The organism is Pseudomonas sp. DTU_2021_1001937_2_SI_NGA_ILE_001, from assembly GCF_032463525.1.
Classification (GTDB): Bacteria; Pseudomonadota; Gammaproteobacteria; order Pseudomonadales; family Pseudomonadaceae; genus Aquipseudomonas.
In genome coordinates, this window is the sequence record NZ_CP135971.1 from 4,124,712 (window position 1) to 4,144,085 (window position 19,374).

At 65.3% G+C, this 19,374-nt stretch carries 18 protein-coding genes; 2 read left to right on the forward strand and 16 right to left on the reverse strand.

Features of this window, described 5'->3' with window-relative positions:
• Positions 1-5 precede the first annotated feature (5 nt).
• The 16 genes from RRX38_RS17945 to RRX38_RS18020 form a co-directional block, all read right to left on the reverse strand.
• A complete protein-coding gene (locus RRX38_RS17945; protein ID WP_315960128.1) occupies positions 6-1,385 on the reverse strand; it encodes an amino acid permease in 1,380 nt (459 codons plus the stop codon).
• Between the two features lie 139 nt (positions 1,386-1,524).
• A complete protein-coding gene (locus RRX38_RS17950; RefSeq protein ID WP_315960129.1) occupies positions 1,525-2,214 on the reverse strand; it encodes an anti-sigma factor domain-containing protein in 690 nt (229 codons plus the stop codon).
• Positions 2,211-2,747 (reverse strand): sigma-70 family RNA polymerase sigma factor, encoded by a 537-nt coding sequence (locus tag RRX38_RS17955; protein ID WP_315960130.1) that lies wholly within the window; start codon positions 2,745-2,747, stop codon positions 2,211-2,213. Before RRX38_RS17955 ends, RRX38_RS17950 begins: the two co-directional genes overlap by 4 nt.
• 75 nt (positions 2,748-2,822) lie before the next feature.
• A complete protein-coding gene (locus tag RRX38_RS17960) occupies positions 2,823-3,356 on the reverse strand; it encodes a DUF3455 domain-containing protein (protein WP_315960131.1) in 534 nt (177 codons plus the stop codon).
• Positions 3,357-3,471: 115 nt separating this feature from the next.
• Positions 3,472-4,284 (reverse strand): phosphatase PAP2 family protein, encoded by an 813-nt coding sequence (locus RRX38_RS17965; protein WP_315960132.1) that lies wholly within the window; start codon positions 4,282-4,284, stop codon positions 3,472-3,474.
• A 4-nt stretch (positions 4,285-4,288) separates the two neighbouring features.
• A complete protein-coding gene (locus tag RRX38_RS17970; RefSeq protein ID WP_315960133.1) occupies positions 4,289-4,960 on the reverse strand; it encodes a histidine phosphatase family protein in 672 nt (223 codons plus the stop codon).
• 122 nt (positions 4,961-5,082) lie between these two features.
• Positions 5,083-5,721 (reverse strand): class I SAM-dependent methyltransferase, encoded by a 639-nt coding sequence (locus tag RRX38_RS17975; RefSeq protein ID WP_315960134.1) that lies wholly within the window; start codon positions 5,719-5,721, stop codon positions 5,083-5,085.
• An 80-nt stretch (positions 5,722-5,801) separates the two neighbouring features.
• Complete coding sequence (gene nhaA / locus RRX38_RS17980) at positions 5,802-6,980, reverse strand: Na+/H+ antiporter NhaA (RefSeq protein WP_315960135.1); 1,179 nt, start codon at positions 6,978-6,980, stop codon at positions 5,802-5,804.
• A 30-nt stretch (positions 6,981-7,010) separates the two neighbouring features.
• Positions 7,011-7,610 carry a HutD family protein gene (locus tag RRX38_RS17985; RefSeq protein ID WP_315960136.1) on the reverse strand — a complete coding sequence of 200 codons (600 nt, stop codon included), beginning with the start codon at positions 7,608-7,610 and terminating at the stop codon, positions 7,011-7,013.
• 96 nt (positions 7,611-7,706) lie between these two features.
• Positions 7,707-8,285 carry a lipocalin family protein gene (locus RRX38_RS17990; RefSeq protein WP_315960137.1) on the reverse strand — a complete coding sequence of 193 codons (579 nt, stop codon included), beginning with the start codon at positions 8,283-8,285 and terminating at the stop codon, positions 7,707-7,709.
• 3 nt (positions 8,286-8,288) lie between these two features.
• Positions 8,289-8,543 carry an outer membrane protein assembly factor BamE gene (gene bamE / locus RRX38_RS17995; RefSeq protein WP_315960138.1) on the reverse strand — a complete coding sequence of 85 codons (255 nt, stop codon included), beginning with the start codon at positions 8,541-8,543 and terminating at the stop codon, positions 8,289-8,291.
• A gap of 114 nt (positions 8,544-8,657) precedes the next feature.
• Positions 8,658-9,260, reverse strand: a complete 603-nt coding sequence (locus tag RRX38_RS18000; RefSeq protein ID WP_315960139.1) for a DUF924 family protein — start codon at positions 9,258-9,260, stop codon at positions 8,658-8,660.
• A 3-nt stretch (positions 9,261-9,263) separates the two neighbouring features.
• Positions 9,264-10,274 carry a class 1 fructose-bisphosphatase gene (locus RRX38_RS18005; RefSeq protein WP_315960140.1) on the reverse strand — a complete coding sequence of 337 codons (1,011 nt, stop codon included), beginning with the start codon at positions 10,272-10,274 and terminating at the stop codon, positions 9,264-9,266.
• A 209-nt stretch (positions 10,275-10,483) separates the two neighbouring features.
• A complete protein-coding gene (locus RRX38_RS18010) occupies positions 10,484-11,836 on the reverse strand; it encodes a DUF3999 domain-containing protein (RefSeq protein WP_315962701.1) in 1,353 nt (450 codons plus the stop codon).
• Positions 11,837-11,866: 30 nt separating this feature from the next.
• Positions 11,867-14,728: a DUF2339 domain-containing protein gene (locus tag RRX38_RS18015; RefSeq protein ID WP_315960141.1), complete on the reverse strand. Its 2,862-nt coding sequence runs from the start codon at positions 14,726-14,728 to the stop codon at positions 11,867-11,869.
• Between the two features lie 147 nt (positions 14,729-14,875).
• Positions 14,876-17,326, reverse strand: a complete 2,451-nt coding sequence (locus tag RRX38_RS18020) for a glycogen/starch/alpha-glucan phosphorylase (RefSeq protein ID WP_315960142.1) — start codon at positions 17,324-17,326, stop codon at positions 14,876-14,878.
• Between the two features lie 308 nt (positions 17,327-17,634).
• On the opposite strand from RRX38_RS18020, the gene pip reads away from it, so the two are divergent.
• Positions 17,635-18,606 carry a prolyl aminopeptidase gene (gene pip / locus RRX38_RS18025; RefSeq protein ID WP_315960143.1) on the forward strand — a complete coding sequence of 324 codons (972 nt, stop codon included), beginning with the start codon at positions 17,635-17,637 and terminating at the stop codon, positions 18,604-18,606.
• 92 nt (positions 18,607-18,698) lie between these two features.
• A complete protein-coding gene (gene dtd / locus RRX38_RS18030) occupies positions 18,699-19,136 on the forward strand; it encodes a D-aminoacyl-tRNA deacylase (protein WP_315960144.1) in 438 nt (145 codons plus the stop codon).
• The last annotated feature ends 238 nt before the right edge of the window (positions 19,137-19,374 follow it).

Below are 19,374 nucleotides of genomic sequence, written 5' to 3' on the forward strand. Positions count from 1 at the left end.
GTCCTTCAGCCTTGCTGCTTGCCCAACCGCGGCTTGACGCCAATCTGGTAGGCCACCACCAGCAGCGCCACCCACACCGCGCCGACGATCAAGGCTGCGCGGCTGTCCGGGAACCAGCCCAGTACCGCGAAGATGAACAGCATGAAGACGATCGCCGCCGCCGGCGCCCACGGCCAGAACGGTACCGGGAACTGCAGCTGGCGCGCCTGCTCGGCGCTCATCTGCCGGCGCATCGCCACTTGGGTGAGCAGAATCATCAGCCAGACCCAGACCGTGGCGAAGGTTGCCAGCGAAGCGATGAGCAGGAATACGTTCTGCGGAATCAGGTAGTTGAGCAGCACGCCCAGCAGCAGGGTCACGCCCATCACCACTACGGTCATCCACGGCACCCCATGGCGGGACAGGCGGGCGAAGGCTTTTGGCGCCTGACCGTCCTGGGCCATGCCATACATCATTCGCCCGGCGCCGAAGATATCGCTGTTGATTGCCGATACCGCCGCCGAGATCACCACGATATTGAGCACCGTGGCGGCCGCCGGCATGCCCAGGTTGCTGAAGATCTGCACGAAGGGGCTGCCCTGGGTGCCGATCTGCGTCCAGGGGAACAGGCACATCACCACGAACAGGGTCAGCACGTAGAACAACAGAATGCGCAGCGGCACGGCATTGATCGCCTGCGGCAGGGTGCGCTTGGGATCCTTGGCCTCGCCGGCGGTGATGCCGATGATCTCGATGCCGCCGAAGGCGAACATCACCACCGCCAGCGAGGCGACCAGGCCGCCGATGCCGTTGGGCATGAAGCCGCCATGCGCCCACAGGTTGCTGATGCCAGAGGTCAACTCGCCGCCGCTGCTGCTGCCGACGCCGAACAGCATGATGGCCGCGCCGCCGATGATCATCGCCACGATGGCACTGACCTTGAGCAGCGACAGCCAGAACTCGGTTTCACCGAAGACCTTGACGTTGCACAGGTTCAGCGCACCGATGAACAGCACGATGGACAGCACCCAGATCCAGCGTGGTGTATCCGGAAACCAGAAGCCCATGTACATGCCGAAGGCCGTGACGTCGGCCAGGCACACGATGATCATCTCGAAGGCGTAGGTCCAGCCCAGGATGAAGCCCGACAACGGGCCCAGGTAGCGGCTGGCGTAATGGCTGAAGGACCCGGCGACCGGATCGTGGACGGCCATTTCGCCGAGGGCGCGCATGACCATGAATACGGCGGCGCCGCCGATCAGGTAGGCCAGCAGCACGGCCGGGCCGGCTTGCTGGATGGCGGCGGCCGAGCCGTAGAACAGGCCTGTGCCGATGGCAGAACCCAGGGCCATGAAACGGATGTGACGGGCCGAGAGCCCGCGTTTCAAACCATCTTTTGACGTCATTACTGGTCCAATCATTACTGGTGTGGCGAATGGCAGTGCGAGCCGGCACGCGACCGGACCTCGCAGGCAAGCCCGCCATTCTACGGCAAGATGTTGCATAGCGTTTCGCGGGATTTCACGAGGGGGGCGGTGGCGACCCTCAGATCACCTTCACGGCGCGACCGATGAACTGGATCGGCCCGGTGGGCTTGCCGGTAGGGGAGCCGCTGGGCGGTTCCAGGGTCAGCTCGAACAGCTGGTTGGGCTGCAGCGGCGGCAGGCGGTCCAGGGGAATCTCGATCACCTGGCCCGGCTTGACCAGGCCCAGGGAGACCGGCGCCTGCCAGTCATCACCCTTGGTCCAGAACTCAAGCGCCTTGTCGGCCGGTACCGAGGTGGTACCCATGGGAATCAGCTGCAGCTGGCGGCTGTCGCGTGCCTGGATCACCCAGCCAGGGGCCCGGTCCTGCGGCGCGACCAGTACCACCAAGTAGCTGGGCGGGGCTGAAGCCGGACCTGTTGCCAGCAGGCTGGCCAGCAGCAGCGAGGCGGCCAGCCCGGCCCCGGCCAGGCCGCGCCACAGGTTCAGGTTGTTCCACCAGCCGCTTCTGGCGGGGGCGGTGGCGCCGAGGCTGCGTTCGATACGCGGCCACAATTGCATCGACGGCTCTACAGCTGCGGCCTGTGCCGTGAGCGGCAGCAGGCGCGCCTCCCAGGCATCCACCGCCGCTTGCAAGGCCGGGTCGTTGACCAGGCGTCGTTCGACCTCCCGCTGCTGCTCGGCAGACAGGGTGCCGAGCACGTATTCACCGGCCAGTTCGTCGCGTTCGGCCTCGCTCAGCGGATTCATCCGATGCACTCCTTGAGGGCCGCCAGGCTGCGCTTGATCCAGGCCTTGACCGTACCCAGTGGCGCGCCGACCTTCTGGGCAATCTGCTGGTGACTGTAGCCGTCCACATAGGCGTGGCAGATGCAATTGCGCCGTACCGGTTCGAGCTGTTCCAGGCACTGATGAATGCGCCCTGGGTGGACCTGCCAGTCGAAACTGTCGATCGTTGCCGTCGTTGCCAGATCGTGCTCGACCAAAGGGGCCTCGCGGGCATGATCGCGCATGTGATTGAGCGCCAGACGGCGGGTGAGGGTGAACACCCAGCCGCGTGCCGAACCGCGCTGCGGATCGAAACGGCTCGCCTGGGTCCAGATTCTGAGAAAGGCGTCGTGCACGATGTCTTCTGCCTGGGCGCGATCACGCACGATGCGCAGGACCACGCCGAGCAGTCGCGCGCTTTCCTGGCGGTAAAGGCCCTGCAGGGCGCCCCGCTCGCCGCGGGCGCAGGCCTGCAAGGCCGTTTCGTAGTCAAACTGCGCTTCGAAGGAGGTCAAGTCGATCCGCCATCCCTGGGTTGTCGCGACCTCGGGCGAGGCTGCCAGTCAGCAGCATAGCTGATTGCCATGCCGTCAGTTGCTGGCCCAGAAAATGTAGTCGGCCTGGTACTTGACCACTTCTTTCCGGCCCTTGCTGGCTTCATCGCAGGTCTTGGCCGGTGCCACGCCACCCTTGAGCGCCACGCGCTGGATATAGCTCACGCCGCTGAGCACGCCCTTGCCTTCGGCCGGGTTGGCCTTGACCAGCTGGTACGGCAGATTGCCCGCGCTGGAAGGCGCCACGGCTACCTGTGTACCGGTGAGTTTCGAACCATCCTTGGCCTCCCAGGTGGCGGGCGGGCCGTAGTAGCTGCCGATGGTGCGACCGCTGCGGTCGTTGAGCTCGGCCTTGGGGCCGATGAAGGTCCATTCCAGCTGGTTTTCGGTGCCGGCCTTGGCCTTGCATTCGTAGGTGATTTCGCCAACCCCGGTGGTTTGCAGGCTGACCTTGTGACCCGCCGGTACCCGCACGCTCTCAGGCAGATCGGCCTGGGCGAAGGCTGTGGTGGCCAGGCAGGTGAATGCCAGGGTGGTTCCGGTCAGGCAGAGCAAGCGTTTTGCGTTCATGCAGACATCTCCAGAAAGTGGAATCGCGCTCAGCAACCCGGTGGCTGCTGTTGGTACTACACGCGAGGTTGGAGTCTGGATGCAGGCTGGATGAAATTTTCTTGTTTGGTGCGGGTTAACGCACCGGCTCGTGAAGGCCGTGTGCTTCTGAAGCATTCCGCCTGGCGGTTCGAGCGTAGAACGCCCAGGCGGTGAACGCCGTGCACCACCAGACGATCAGCCCGGCCCAGAAGGTATGCGACATGTAGTGCCAGCCCTGCAGCACCCGGGTGGTGCCGAACAGCAGCCCCAGACCGAGGGTCAGCCACAGCACCTGACGCGCATGTCGCCATTGGTAGCGCAGAGCGATGAAGTACAGCGCCATGAGGCTGAACGCCCCTGATGCATGGCCGCCCGGCCAGCAGCGCCCGGCACCGGGCTTGCTGAAGGCGTTGAAGTTTTCGAACCAGCGCACGTGCGCCTGGCTGCCGCCGTAGAGCGTGGTTTCCACCGGGCAATACACACTGGTGTGGCTCTTGAGGTAATGCACGGCCGTGGCGCTCAGGGCGAAGGCGACCAGAAAGAACAGCGCGTCGCGCACGTGCCGATGGGCCAGGGCCAGCAGCGGCAGGATGCGCGCCCGCTGCGCCAGGCTGCGCAGTGCTTGCGCGCCGCGCAGTTCCAGCAGCGCGGCTACGCCGGCCAGCATGGCGGTGGCCAGCGCCAGGCTGGTGAACAGGCCGGGGATCATCCGTGCCCACTGATGGGTGACGCGTTCGAACAGCCGGTCATGTTCGAGCACGAAACTCTGAGAGGCCGGGTTGTAGAACAGGTCGCTGATGGCCCGGTCCAGCTCGGTCAGGTCGAAGGTCAGGAAGGTGATGACCGCCAGCAGGCATGAGATGCCCAATGAGCGGCGCAGCAGGGCGTTATCGAGCGCGTTGGGCATGGCGTCATTCCTGGATCTTGTGCCATTGGTCGGCTTTCAGCGAGCCCAGCAGATGCGGCTGGCCCTGGTCGTTCACTGACACCATCACCGCCTCGGCGTAATCGGTCTCGCGCTCGCCAGGCTGCACGTTGAGCTTGCGCAGCAAGTGATCGATGCAGCCGCTGTGGGTGACCAGCACCAGGTTGCGATGCCGCAGCTTGTTGGCCAGCAGGCTGCCGGCGAAGTCGGCGTCGCAACTGCCGGCCCAGGCCGCACTGGCGACTTCCTTGCCGAACACGAAGTTAGCGGTCTGGCGTGTGCGGGTCAGCGGGCTGGCCAGCAGCAGCGCATCGGAAAGTCCCAGTTGCGCCAACCCATCGCCCACACCCTGAGCGACCTGGGTGCCAGCGACGGTAATGCCGTCGGCCGGGCCCAGGCAGGCGTTGCTGGATTGGTCGCAGCGCTCGGCGTGGCGCATCAGCACGATGACGTTGCCCTGCTGCCACTGGGCATAGGCGCCCGATTGCAGCCAGGCGTTGCGCTGGCCCAGGTCCACGACATGGCCGCGGCTGAAGAACCAGGCGGCCGCCAGGGCTGTCAGCAGCAGTACGCCGAAGGCCAGGCCACGCAAGAGCTTGCGCAGCGTGGGGGACGGTCGCAGCACGGGAGTGAATACGGTGTCGAGGGGCAAGGCCACGATAAGGCTCCAGGCGAGGGATCGAAGGGCTGGCTTGAGAGTGATGGCACTTTAGGAACGGGCGAGTCCTGGCCGAGTGAAGCCTTTGTGAAAAAAACATCACTCGGCGCTGCTGCGCCGCATCACAGCTTGCGCAATACGTAGATGCAGCGGCTTGACAGGAACGCCAGCGGTTGCAAGCGCTGCTGGATGCTGAAGCCGGCCGCGACGAACTCGCGCTCGACGCGGCTGCCGGGCAGCGGCAATGGGGCTTGCTGGTCTTGCTCGTGCATCCAGCGTCGGCTCAGGGCCGCCAGGTTGCCGTCGGTGCGCAGCGCGACGATGGCGGTTTCGCGGCTGACGCGATGAAATTCCTGAAGCAGTTCCATGCGCAGCATCGAGTCACGAATGTCCGAGATCAGGTCGAGACTGAAAATGCAGTCCACGCAGTTGTCCGGCAGGTCGATGTCCAGCAGCGTGGTGTGCAGCGGCTGCACGCGGCGGCTGATGGCCGGGTGCTGGAGCGCGCTGGCTTCACGCAGGGCCTCGGCGCTCGGGTCGGCGGCGACGATGATGCGTGACGGCTTTTCCGCCAGCAGCGGCCAGAACCGCCCGTTGCCGCTGGGCAGGTCGAGTACCAGGCCCGGCTCGTCGGCCAGATGCAGGGCCTTGCGCAGGGTCTGTTCTTCGCGCCAGGCCAGCAGGCGGGCTGCCAGGCCAGGCTGGGCAAGGGGCAGGCAGCGCCTGGCCGAAGGCTGTTCGAGAGGTAAGTGGGCGCTCATGACGGTCTCCGCGAGAGGGCATGAGCGCTACATTAGGCAGGCCGCCGTTGCGGCCAGGTCAGGCAATGGTGAAAAGCGTGTCAGTCTGCGGGTTTCGTGGCGCTGCGCAGCAACAGGGCGCCCAGCACCGCCGACAGTCCTGAACCGAGCAGTACGCCGATCTTCACTTCATCCACCAGGTGCGGTGCGCCGGGGAACGCCAGGTTGCCGATGAACAGGCTCATGGTGAAACCGATACCGCAGAGGATCGCCACGCCGTACAGCTGCAGCCAATTGCTGCCCTTGGGCAGTACCGCCAGGCCGGTACGAATGGCCAGTACCGCTGCCAGGAACACGCCAACCTGCTTGCCGACGAACAGTCCCAGGGCGACGCCCAAAGGCACCGGGTCGCTGAGACTGTCGACCGAGATGCCGGCCAGGGATACGCCGGCATTGGCGAAACCGAAGATCGGCACGATGGCGAACGCGACCCAGCCGTGCAGCTTTTCTTCGAGCAACAGCAGCGGTGAAGTGGCCTCGTCTTTCTCGCTGTTGAGCGGGATGCACAGCGCCAGCGCCACGCCGGCCAGGGTCGCATGCACCCCGGACTTGAGCACGAACACCCACAGCAGCGCACCGAGCAGCAGGTAGGGCAGCAGCCGGTTGACCTTGAGGCGGTTCATCAGCACCAGCACCGCGAGGGTGGCAAACGCGGCCAGCAGCATGCTGACGTTCAGGCCCGAGCTGTAGAACAGCGCGATGATGGTCACCGCACCCAGGTCATCGAGAATCGCCAGGGCGGCAAGGAAGACTTTCAGCGAGGTCGGCACGCGCTTGCCCAGCAGTGACAGCACGCCGAGGGCGAAGGCGATGTCGGTGGCTGCCGGGATGGCCCAGCCGCTCTGGGTCTGCGCATGACTCCAGTTCACCGCCAGGTAGATCAGTGCCGGTACCAGCATGCCGCCGAGGGCCGCGAAGCCGGGCAGGGCGCGCTGTTCCCAGCTGGCCAGGCCGCCGGCGAGGACTTCGCGCTTGATTTCCAGGCCGACCATCAGAAAGAAGATCGCCATCAGCCCATCGTTGACCCACAGCTCGACCGAAAGACCCAGCCAGACGGTGTGCAGTCCGGCGAAGTAGGCGTCCGCCAGGGGGCTGTTGGCGACGATCAGGGCGGCCAGGGCGGCGAGCATCAGGACGATGCCGCCGGACGCTTCAGAGGCAAGAAGGTTTTTCAGCAAGGCGACGGCACGGGGGGATTCCTGGCGAGGGAAATGAGTCATGACACTCCTATTTATTCTTCAGGGGGAGCTTCAAGGCTCGCCGCGGGCGGACAGTTCGATCAGGCAGCAGCGGCTGGCGGACGGCGCCTGCAGTTCGATCTCCAGCAGGCCGCCGGGGTTGTCGGTACGCAGGCAGTCGTAGTGACCGAGGATTTCCCACAGCCCTTCGTCGATGCTGACCGCCATCTGCTGAGCGACGCTGAACACCAGCAGCGTGCTGGCCGAACTGAATACCCGCTGCGGCTGGCGCACGTCCAGCCATTGCAGGCGGGCGTCGTAGCACTGTGCGTCGTAGATCAGGTTGAAGTCGCGCACCGGACCGTCGCTGAGGTGGCAGATGACCTCGCTGTCACCGCTGAAGGCCATGGGATCGGAAACCGGGAGTGCGCGGCTGGGCTGGCCGTCGATCTCCAGGGCCATGCCGGCGCCCTGCAGCACGGTGATGATGCGCTGGTAGCCAGTGAACGCGGAAAAGGCCCCGCCTTTCTCTACGTCGACCATCGACAGCCGCCAGCCGAAGTCGTCGAGGGCCTGGCCGGCATCACGGGTGATTTCATGGCTGGTGCCACCGCCGTTCTTCCAGGGCGTGCTGGGGTAGTCGGCGGCGCGGAGCAGGGTGGTACGTTTCATGGGCCGGACATCCTTGAGGGCGTTACAGCGGCAGGGCCGCCGGGGTGCCCGGCATGTTACCAGTTGGCCAGCTACAGCTGAACCGATTCGAGGGAATCAGTCCTGCGCCTTGGCGATCGCCGAGTCTGGTGTACGCCAGATCAACCGGCTGGTGTCATAACCCTGCTGGCGCGCCTTGCCGAGCAGTTCCTGCTTGACCCACTCGGGAACATCCGGGGTGCGCGACAGCAGCCACAGGTACTTGCGGTTCGGGTTGCCGACCACGGCGGTCTTGTAGTGGTCATCCACGTACAGCACCCAGTAGTCGCCCTTGGTGAACCAGGGCAGCAGGCGCGAGAACCAGTTGTCGAAGCGCACCCAGAGCTTGTCGGTCTTGCCGGCTACCTGCGGGGTGGCGGTGCCGGTGGCCTCCTTCCATTCGCCCTCCAGGGTCCGGCAGCGGTTGCTCACCGCGACGCTGCCGTCGTCCTGCAGCAGGTAGCGCGCCTGTGCCTGGGCGCAGTCGCGCTGGAAGTACATCGGCAGGCGGGCCAGCTCGTACCAGGTGCCCTGGTAGCGCTTGAGGTCGACGTTGCCGACGGTCTTGGGGTCAAGGTTGTCGGCCGAGTGGGCGAAGCCAATGGCCAGGAAACCGGCCAGTACGATCAGGGCAAAGCGCAGTAGTCGGATGGCCATGGGTTACTTGAGGCCCTGCCCGGAAAACAGCACCACTTTGTCACCGGCGTACTGCACGCTGATAAAGGCTTTCTCGTTGCCCCAGGTGCAGCTGGACATGCCCAGCGCGCCGGAGCATTCGGTAGGCTTGCCAAGCAGCTCTTCGACCTGCGCCTTCGGCATGCCGGCGGAGAGTTTCGAGTAATTTTCCTGATTGATCTTGTTGCAAGCGCTCAGGAAGACGAGCGACGCCAGTAACGCGATATAACGCAAAGGCATGAATGGGGGCTCCTGGTGTTGATGAAGGCCAGTATTCGAGCGATACCGTACCCTGAGCTTGGATGGGCAAAATTCGATCTGGTTCCCAAGCCCTGAAAGGATTTGTAATGGATATCAGAAGCTTGAGCCGGGTGTTTCGAGAAAGGCGAGTTCTTCGGCCGTGCTGGCGCGGCCCAGGGGCGCATTGCGGTGCGGGAAGCGCCCGAAGCGGGCAATGATGCGCTGGTGGCGTTCGGCGTAGTCGAGGCTGCGCCGCAAGTCGTCGCGCTCGGCATCCGAAGCGGCATCGAGCAGGGCCTTGAAGCGTTCGATGGCGTGGTTCTGGTCGGCGAGGTCTTCGCTGTGCTCCAGCACCAGATAGATGAAGGTGCGCTGCAGTGGCAGCAACTGCAGGTCGCGGCCCTGGGCCAGGCCGTCACGCACCAGGGCCTGGGCGCGGGCATCGCCGCTCCAGGCCTGGGCGGTATCGCGGTGGATCATGCGCGGCAACTGGTCGAGCAACAGCACCAGGGCCAGCCAGCCTTGCGGCTCGACCAGCCAGTCCTGCAGCCCGCCGTGCAGCGCTTGCTGCATCTGTTCGCCGAAGCGCTCGCGGGCCTCGCGGTCATTGGCCGGGTGCTTGCCAAACCACAAGGCGTTCCTGGGCTTGAGCACGCCAGCAGGCGATTCGGCCGGGCCGAACCACCATTCCAGCAATGTCAGCCAGGGGCGCGACACGTTTTACGCCTGGTGGTAGCCGGTGATGCGCTCGACTTCCTGCTTGGAGCCGAGGAATACCGCCACACGCTCGTGCAGACCCTCAGGCTGGATGTCGAGAATGCGCTGCTTGCCGTTGGTGGAGGCGCCGCCAGCCTGCTCGATCAGGAACGACATCGGGTTGGCTTCGTACATCAGGCGCAGCTTGCCCGGCTTGGAAGGCTCGCGGGCGTCGCGTGGATACATGAACAGGCCGCCACGGGTCAGGATGCGGTGCACGTCGGCGACCATCGCAGCCACCCAGCGCATGTTGTAGTTCTTCTGCAGCGGGCCTTCCTCACCGGCCAGCAGTTCGCCCACATAACGCTGCACCGGAGCTTCCCAGTGGCGCTGGTTGGACATGTTGATGGCGAATTCCTGGGTGGTTTCCGGAATGCTGATGTTCTCGTGGGTGAGGACGAAACTGCCCATTTCACGGTCCAGGGTGAAGCCCTTGACGCCGTTGCCCAGGGTCAGGATCAGCATGGTCTGCGGACCATAGATCGCGTAGCCGGCGGCAACCTGCTGCGAACCTGGCTGCAGGAACGCCTTCTCGTTCAGCGCTTCGTTCTGGCTCAGGTACTCGTTCGGGCAACGCAGTACCGAGAAGATGGTGCCCACTGGTGCGTTGATGTCGATGTTCGACGAGCCGTCCAGCGGGTCGAAAACCAGCAGGTAGGCACCCTTGGGGTACTTGCCGGGGATCTGGTAGGCGTTGTCCATTTCTTCGGACGCCATGCCGGCCAGGTGGCCGCCCCATTCGTTGGCTTCGAGCAGGATCTCGTTGGAGATCACGTCGAGCTTCTTCTGCACTTCACCTTGTACGTTCTCGGTGCCCATGCTGCCCAGTACACCACCCAGGGCGCCTTTGGATACCGCGTGGCTGATTTCCTTGCACGCACGCGCCACCACTTCGATCAGGAAACGCAGATCGGCAGGGGTGTTGTTGCTGCGGGTCTGCTCAATCAGAAAGCGACTCAGGGTAACGCGGGACATGGATAGCTCCGAACAAAGGGGGAGTGGAAAACCCGCGCAGTTTAGCGCGAGTCGCAAGGTAATACTGCCCTGTCAGACTGGAACTGCGTCGTCGAGTTCAGGAACGGCCCCCGGCTGGCGGCTCAGAGCCGTCTGCCGCGCGGTTTGGCCGGCGGGGCAGGCGGGTCTGTTCACGTTAGCTGCAAAATCTGCCGGCGGGCTGCCGCAGGTCAGGGTTTCTGCCGTGCGGCGCGCAGCGTGCCCCAGGCCATCCAGGCCAGCAGCAGGGCGCCCAGCACCAGCACCCCCCACAGGCCCAGACGCTTGTAATCCACGCCAGGCTCGGCCGCCGGCAGCGCAGTGGCCAGGCTGGGCACCTGCGGGCTGGCCGGCTGCGCGCGGCCCAGGGTGGTCAGGGTCGTCGGGCCCAGCTCGGGAATCAGGGTGGCCAGCGGCAGGTTGGCGGCTTGCGCGGTGGGGTTGCCCACGGCGAGCACGAACGGCCCCTTGTCACGGGCCAGGAACACCACCTGGGTGGCCTGCACTGCGAAGCGCAGGCGCGGTGCCTGCTGGCCCAGCCCGCCGCCGCGTTCGTCGACTTCCAGCTTCAGTTCGCGCACCACCTGGCCGTCGAGCTGGATCTCGTTCTGCTGCACCTCGCCACCGTTCTGAGTCAGGCGGTAGAGCAGGCCGCTGCCGATGACCTGCCATGGCTGGCGGCTGTCAGTGCGACCATACAGCACGCCGGGCGCCAGGCTGTTGGGTTGTTCGATGACCAGGCTGACGCGCTGCAGCGGCATGCTGACCGGCAACTGCCAGACATAGCGCCCTGGCTGTTCCTGCTGGCCGTTCATTTCCGGCGACCAGGTCAGTGGCAGCGCCGGGCTGTCCGGGCCGGCGCTGAGCACCTGGGCGGCGGTGAGGGTCGGCGCGCCCTGGGGCGACCGCCACAGCAGGCGCAGGTAGCGGGCAGTGAGCCCCGGCAGGCCGACTTCGCGCTGCTCGACCACTTCGTCGGCGAACGACAGGCGTGCCACCTGGCCTTCACCCCAGGGCTGCCAGGTCTGCAGGTCATCGCTGGCTTCGATGGTGAACTGCTGGAAGCCCTCGCGCTCGGTGCTCCAATCGATGATCAGCTGTTCCAGCGGTGCCTTGACCAGGCTGGTGTCGAGCAGCCAGCCGCGCAGTACTTCTTCGCCGGCCTCGATGGCGGCCTGCGGCTGAACTTCCACCAGTGTGCCGTTGCTGGAGCGTTCGATGCGCACCCTCGGCACGCTGTCGTCGGCGTCGGCGGTGCTGTACAGCGGGAACCACTTCACCGCCACCGGCGGCGGATCCTGCTCGGTCACCTGTGGCTCGCGGGCGAAGGCATAGGCCATGGGCTGGCCCTGGGCGTTGAAGATCCGCAGGTCGCCAAGGTCTGCCTGGCGGGCATGCAGCTGCACGGCCAGGGGCAGTTCGAGCCGATACCAGGGCCCTTCGCCGCTCAGGGTCAGCGGAGTCTGGCTGGCGAAGTCGCTTTGGCTGTCTTGCGCCTGGGCAGCCAGGGCTACCCAGGCCATGCCCAGGGCGGCGATTTTCATGATCAGCGGACGACTCAAAAGCAGATTTCCTCAGGATTGGACCGGGGGTTGCACGGGCTCTGCGCCGGGCGTCTGATGGTTCTCTCGGGAACCCGGCTTCGGCGGTAGTGGTGCGAAATATCCTACTACCAATAGCAATATGCCAACACCTATGAACGACACAATGCGCTCCAGCGATCCACGGTCGCTCAGTTCGACGAAGAACAGCTTGACCACCACCACACCGATCAGCGCAGCGCCGGCCAGCCAGATTTCACGCTGCGATTTCAGGTGGCCGCCGATCATCAGCGCCAGGGCCATCAGGGTCCAAACGATGGACAATGCCGCCTGTACGCGCATCGAATCCAGCAACTCCGTGGTGTCCCAGGCCACCCCGGTCCAGTGATGGGCGCTGCGCATGACCATGGCGGTGACCAGCGCGAACAGCGAGGCGCCGGCCATGAGCCGCACCCCTCGTTGCACGTCGGTGGCGCGGAGGCCCAGCGTCGGCAAATGGCGGTGTGCCCATAGCAGCGCGCCGCCCAGTGCCAGCAGCAGGCCCAGTTCCAGCGGGTTGAGCAGCGGCAGGTAGGGCAGGGGCGCGGCGCTGCCATCGCTCAGGGCATTGGCCAGCCAGAACCAGACCAGCATCAGCGCCGCCAGCGGTGCCGCCGCCCACAGGCGATAGGCGGCCGGGCGTTCGGACACCGGCCACGGCCAGTCGCGCTGTGCGGCCATGGCCCAGAGGAACAGGCTTGGCAGCAGCGCCCAGCCCAGCCAGCGCCAGGCATTGTGTTGTTCGGCCAGTTGCATGAGCGCGTAGCGCAGCTCCGCCGCCAGCACGCCGAGGATCACCCAGCAGCCCAGAGCATGCAGGGCATCGAGCACCCAGTTCGGCAACCAGTTGGCCAGGCGGCGCAGGCTCAGCAGGTGTACGCCGACCACCGCCCCCCAGCCCAGCCAGCCGCCTTCGGCCGCCGGGTGATACTGGCTGTCCAGGGCACCGAGCAGCAGCAAGGCAGCGAGCGGCATCAGGGCCCCGCACAGCTGCGCCAGGCCCGGCCAGCGCAGACGCACCGCCACCAGGGTCCACAGCGCCACGCTGGCAGCGGCGGCGAGCAGCGCCCAGGTCAACTGCCAGCTAGGGGGCGCGAAACGGGTGATGACGATGCCCAGCGACCACGCCCACCAGGCACCGCTCCATACCAGCAGGGCCATGCCCTGCGTCTGTTGGTCGACATGCAGTGCGGTGCCCAGGCGGTGTACGCAGAATGCGCTGGTCAGGCCAGCCAGTGCCACGATCATCGGCGTCCAGAAATCCTGCTGCGCCGCCTGGTCGAAGCCGAGCAGCGCATTCAGGCAGGTCAGGCCGGCGGCGATCTGCAACAGCAGCCCGAAGCCGCGGGCCAGTACCCGCTGCTGGCGCAGGCCCAGCCAGAACACTGCGGCACCTTCCACCGCCCAGGCACAACTGGTCCAGCGCGCATCCAGGCCCAGCGGAATGGCCAGCGAGGCGAACACCACGCCCAGTGCCAGGCAGCCTTCCATCAGCAGCCGCGTGCGTTCACTGGCCTGGCTGGCCAGCCCGCGAGCGATGCCCATGTAAATCAGGCCGAGGAACAGGGCACTGAACGCCGCGCCGAACTCCAGGTGCTGGACTACCGCGTATTGCAGGCCGAAGCCCACCAATGGGGTGCCGAACAGCAGCGAGCCGTCCACGTAGTCGCTCTGCCGCACCGACCACAGCAGCCAGGCTGCCTGGCTGTCGTCCTGCGGGCGGCTGGGCGCCTCCTGCAGTTTGCGCCGGGCGAACAGCAGGCCGATGGCCAGGTACATCATGAAGAACGCCACCAGGAACGGCTCGGTGCTCCAGAACAGCTCCGGCGTGTAGCTGTTCAGGCCCCAGGCGCAGCCGATGCCGAAGGTGCCGACGAAGCCGATCAGATTGAGCAGGCGCCAGGCCTTGAACCAGGCGATGGCGAAGATGCCGACGTTGAGCAGCAGGAAGTAGCTGAACAGCGCGACATGGCTGCCTTGTCCGGTGGAGGCCAGGATGGGCGCGGCGAAGCCGCCGAGGGTCGCGGCGCAGGCCAGGGCCAGAGAGTCCTGGGTCACGGCAAGGACCGCCGAACAGGCCATGATGCTCACCAACAGGGCGAAGCCCAGGGTCGGGTCGAGCAGCGGGTGAAGTTTCATCGCCGCGAATACGGTCAGGTACAGCACGCCGATACCGGCGCCCTGCACCATCAGGGCGAAGCCCGGCTTGCGCTCGCGCAGCCACCAGCCCAGGCCCAGCAAGGCCAGGGCGCTGGCCGCGACACCGGCATAGCGGGCTTCGAGGGGAATCACCAGATCTTCCGTGGCGTAGCACAGCAGGAAGGCCAGGCCGAGGAACAGCAGCACCAGGCCCACCCGCAGCACGGTGTTGCCGCCCAGCAGCCAGTCGCGGGCGCCGCCGGCCAGGCGATCGAGCAGGTCCGGCTCGCGCGGGGCGGCCGCTGCCGCTGGCTGGGCGGGTTCGGTGGTTGCCGGCTGAGCCAGCGCGGCGGGCAGATCCCAGGTCAGTTCAGGTTCGGCAGACCGCTGGCCCCAGGCATCGGCTGCCGGCGCGGGGGCCGCTTGCGGTGGCGGCATCGCTGCCGCTGCTGTTTCTGCTGGGGCGGCCTTGGGCAGCACCACCGGCTGCGGACGGTCAGGAGTGGATTCGAGCCGATCCAGGCGTTTTTGCAAGGCCTCGAGCAATCGTTCCTGATCTTGCGCGCGGCGCCCGAGCGACTTGAGCTGCGCGGCCTGGCAGACCAGCCAGACCACCAGCAGGCTGGCAGCCAGACCGACGTCGGATTCGATATAGGGAAAACCCAGAAACAGCCAGAGCAGCACCGCTATTCCGGCAAACAGCGCAAACCATGGCATGGGCCAGCATCCTTCCAGGGGCGGGGGAGAAAGTATTGCAAAAGTATACTGGCCGCTTGGACAGATGCCGCTGGGGATTAGTGTCAGGCTGGTAGGAATTTTTTCACAGGCCGGACACACCCCGGCGGGTGTGCCCGGTGTGAACGGTCAATCCAGGGCTTTCCAGATTTCCGTGGCGTACTCGCGAATGGTGCGGTCCGAAGAGAACCAGCCCATGCGCGCGGTGTTGAGCACCGCCGAGCGCCACCACTTCTTGGAGTCGTGCCAGGTTTCCTCGACCTTCAACTGGGCGTTCCAGTACGAGTCGAAGTCGGCGCAGACCAGGAAGCGGTCATAGGCCAGCAACTGGTCGACCAGGCCCACGTAGCGGTTCGGATCATCCGGCGAGAAAACCCCGCCACGGATCGCCTGCAACACGTCGCCCAGGCGCGGCGAAGCGGCCACGTCGGCGTGGGCGTTGAAGTCGCCGGCGCGCTTGCGGGCCTCGACCTGCTGCGAGGTCATGCCGAAGATGAACATGTTGTCCAGGCCGATGCGTTCGCTCATCTCCACGTTGGCGCCGTCGAGGGTGCCGATGGTCAGGGCGCCGTTGAGGCCGAACTTCATGTTGCTGGTGCCGGAGGCTTCCAGGCCGGCGGTAGAGATCTGCTCGGACAGGTCGGCCGCCGGGATGATGCTCTCGGCGAGGCTGACGTTGTAGTTGGGCAGGAACACCACCTTGAGCAGGCCGCGTACCGTCGGGTCGTTGTTGACCACGCGGGCGATGTCGTTGGCCAACTTGATGATCAGCTTGGCCGAGTGGTAGCTGGCGGCGGCCTTGCCGGCGAAGATCTTCACCCGCGGCACCCAGTCGGTGCCCGGCTCGGCGCGAATCGCCTGGTACAGCGCCACGGTGTGGAACAGGTTGAGCAGCTGGCGCTTGTACTCGTGGATACGCTTGACCTGCACGTCGAACATCGCCGCCGGGTTGACGGTGATGCCCAGGCGGTCCTGGATGATCGCCGCCAGGGCGCGCTTGTTGTGCAGTCGCTGGTCAGCGAACTGCTTGCGCAGCGAACTCTTCTCGGCGAAGGGTTCCAGGTCGGTCAGGCGCGTCTCGGCATTGTCCAGCACGTCCTCGCCCAGGGTCTCGACGAGAATCTGGGTCAGGCGCGGGTTGGCCTGGAACAGCCAGCGGCGGAAGGTGATGCCGTTGGTCTTGTTGTTGATGCGCTCCGGGTAGAGCTTGTGCAGCTCGGCGAACACGGTCTTGCGCATCAGCTGGGTGTGCAGCGCCGATACGCCGTTGACGCTGCTTGAACCCAGGAACGCCAGGTTGCCCATGCGTACCCGGCGACCGTTGTCTTCTTCGATCAGCGACACGGCGCGCAGCACGTCGAAGTCGTGGATGCCCTTGGCGCGCAGGTCGTCGATGTGCTGGGCGTTGATCAGGTAGATGATCTGCATGTGGCGCGGCAGCATGCGCTCCATCAGTCCCACGGACCAGGTTTCCAGCGCTTCTGGCAGCAGGGTGTGGTTGGTGTAGGCCAGGGTGCCGACGGTGATCTTCCAGGCCTGGTCCCATGGAATGCCATGGGTGTCGATGAGCAGGCGCATCAGTTCGGCCACGGCGATCGACGGATGGGTGTCGTTCATCTGGATCGAGGCATGCTCGGGCAGGTCGATCAGCGTGGCATGCATGTTCAGGTGGCGGCGCAACAGGTCCTGCAGCGAGGCGGAAACGAAGAAGTATTCCTGGCGCAGGCGCAGTTCCTGGCCGGCCTCGGTGGCATCGTTGGGGTACAGCACCCGCGAAATGCTCTCGGCACGCACCACCTCGGCCACGGCACCGAAGTGGTCACCGGCATTGAAACGCTCCAGGTGCAGGTCTTCCATGGCCCGGGCGCGCCACAGGCGCAGGGTGTTGACGCTGGCGCCGCGCCAGCCGACTACCGGCGTGTCGTAGGCGATGGCCCGCACGGTCTCGCCGGGGCGCCAGACCTGGTGAGCCTGTCCGGCGTCATCCTGCACGCTTTCGACATAGCCGCCGAAGCCCACCGGGTAGACCACTTCGGGGCGTTCGAACTCCCAGGGATTGCCGAAGTCCAGCCAGTTCTCGGTCTGCTCCTGCTGCCAGCCGTCCACCACGGCCTGGCGGAACAGCCCGTGCTCGTAACGGATGCCATAGCCATGGCCGGCGATGCCCAGGGTCGACATGCTTTCCATGAAGCAGGCGGCCAGGCGCCCCAGGCCGCCGTTGCCCAGCGCGGCGTCCGGCTCCAGCAGGCGGATCCGTTCGATGTCCACGCCCAGCTCGGTCAATGCTTCGCGGGCGATTTCCAGCAGGCCGAGGTTGCTCAGGCTGTCGTACAGCAGGCGGCCGATGAGAAATTCCAGCGACAGGTAGTACACGCGCTTCTGCACCGTGCGGTAGATCTGCCGGGTATGGTCCATCCAGTGCTCGACCATGTGATCACGGGCAGCCAGGGCCACGGCTTCGAACCAGTCATGCTCAAACGCATGGTCAGGGTCCTTGCCCACCGCATAGGTGAGCTTGGCGAGAACGGCGGCACGGAACGCGGCCACCTCTGCGTCACGAACAAGTGGTTCCTGAGACATCGTTACGACCTCAAGTAGTCAGTCGATTGAAGACAAGGTTTATCAGTATCTGCTCCCGTTTCATCACGAAGCGTGACGAAACGGGAGCAGACCTCTGAAACTTTAGGCGTACTGGCAGTTATTTCCTGAAAAAAATCGCAATGGCCCGCCGTCCGTCCCTGCCTGTGACCCGAGGCAGGCGCTCTGGTTCGCTGCTTCTGGTTGGCAGCCGGGGCTGGCGCTAAAGTGCAGCATGCTCATCATCCGTTTCGGGTTTATGATGGCCCTCGGCAATTGATGACGCCCTCGAACCGGACCATGGAGCCGCTATGCAGACTTTGTACCCACAGATCAAACCCTACGCCCGGCACGATCTGGCCGTGGAAGCTCCGCATGTGCTCTATGTCGATGAAAGCGGCTCGCCGGAAGGCCTGCCGGTGGTGTTCATACATGGCGGCCCCGGCGCTGGCTGCGACGCCGCCAGCCGCTGCTACTTCGATCCCACGCTGTACCGCATCATCACCTTCGATCAGCGCGGCTGTGGCCGTTCCACGCCGCATGCGAGCCTGGAAAACAACACCACCTGGCACCTGGTCGAAGACCTGGAGCGCATTCGCGAGCACCTGGGCATCGACAAATGGGTGCTGTTCGGTGGCTCCTGGGGCTCGACCCTGGCCCTGGCCTACGCCCAGACCCACCCCGAAAGAGTGCACGCGATGATCCTGCGTGGCATCTTTTTGTGCCGCCCGCAGGAAATCCAGTGGTTCTACCAGAGTGGCGCCAGCCGTCTGTTCCCCGACTACTGGCAGGATTACCTGGCGCCGATCCCTGCCGAAGAGCGGCACGACCTGCTCGGCGCCTACTACCGGCGCCTGACCGGCAGCGACCAGATCGCCCAGATGCACGCTGCCAAGGCGTGGTCCGGCTGGGAAGGGCGCACCGCCACCCTGAGGCCCAACCCGCAGGTGGTCGAGCGCTTCTGCGAACCCCAGCGTGCGCTGTCGATCGCCCGTATCGAGACGCACTACTTCGTCAACAATGCCTTCCTCGAAGAAAACCAGTTGCTGCGCGACATGCACAAGATCGCTCACGTGCCGGGCATCATCATCCATGGCCGCTACGACGTGATCTGCCCGCTGGACAACGCCTGGGACCTGCACCAGGCCTGGCCGGGCAGTGAACTGCAGATCGTCCGCGAGGCCGGCCACTCGGCGGCCGAGCCGGGGATCGCCGACGCTTTGGTGCGTGCTGCGGCCCAGGTGGCCCGGCAACTGCTTGACCTCGCGCCTGAAGAAGCCTGATCCGGAGAACGGCGGGCTTTTTTGCAGGCCCGCATGACCGGCTTCGGCCGGAAAGCCCTGGGCGGCTGACGTCGCCTCTACCAAGGAGAGTTATGAAAGCATTGCTGCAACGGGTGCGCGGCGCCCGTGTCGAGGTCGGTGGGGAGGTGGTCGGTGCCATCGACCAGGGCCTGTTGGTGCTGGTGGGCGTCGAGCCTCAAGACACCCCGGCCAGTGCCGATAAGTTGCTGCACAAGTTGCTCAATTACCGAGTGTTCAGCGATGCCGAGGGCAAGATGAACCTGTCGTTGCGCGACGTTCAGGGTGGTTTGTTGCTGGTTTCCCAGTTCACCCTGGCGGCCGATACCCGCAGCGGCATGCGGCCGAGTTTCTCCAAAGCCGCGCCGCCGGCGCTGGGCGCCGAACTTTTCGACTATCTTCTGCAACAGGCTAGAACGCTTCACCCGGCAGTAGGTTCAGGGGTTTTCGGGGCTGACATGCAAGTGCATCTAGTGAATGATGGCCCCGTGACGTTTCTGCTTGAAGTCTGACTGTACGGTCACTTCAGCAAGCCTTGTGTAGCGACAGGTATCCGGACGATAAAAACTTTGTCACAGCTGATGCGTTGTTGCGCGCGCTACAGGATAATCGCGCGCTAAATGGCCATCATGGGGTGGCTGGCCGGTGCGGCGGGCAAAAAAACGGTTCGGCAGCGACTTGGGGAATCATTGAGTCCTTTCGGAGTCCGAACAATGCTCGCCAACCGGCACTGGATAGCTGGCCGTTGGT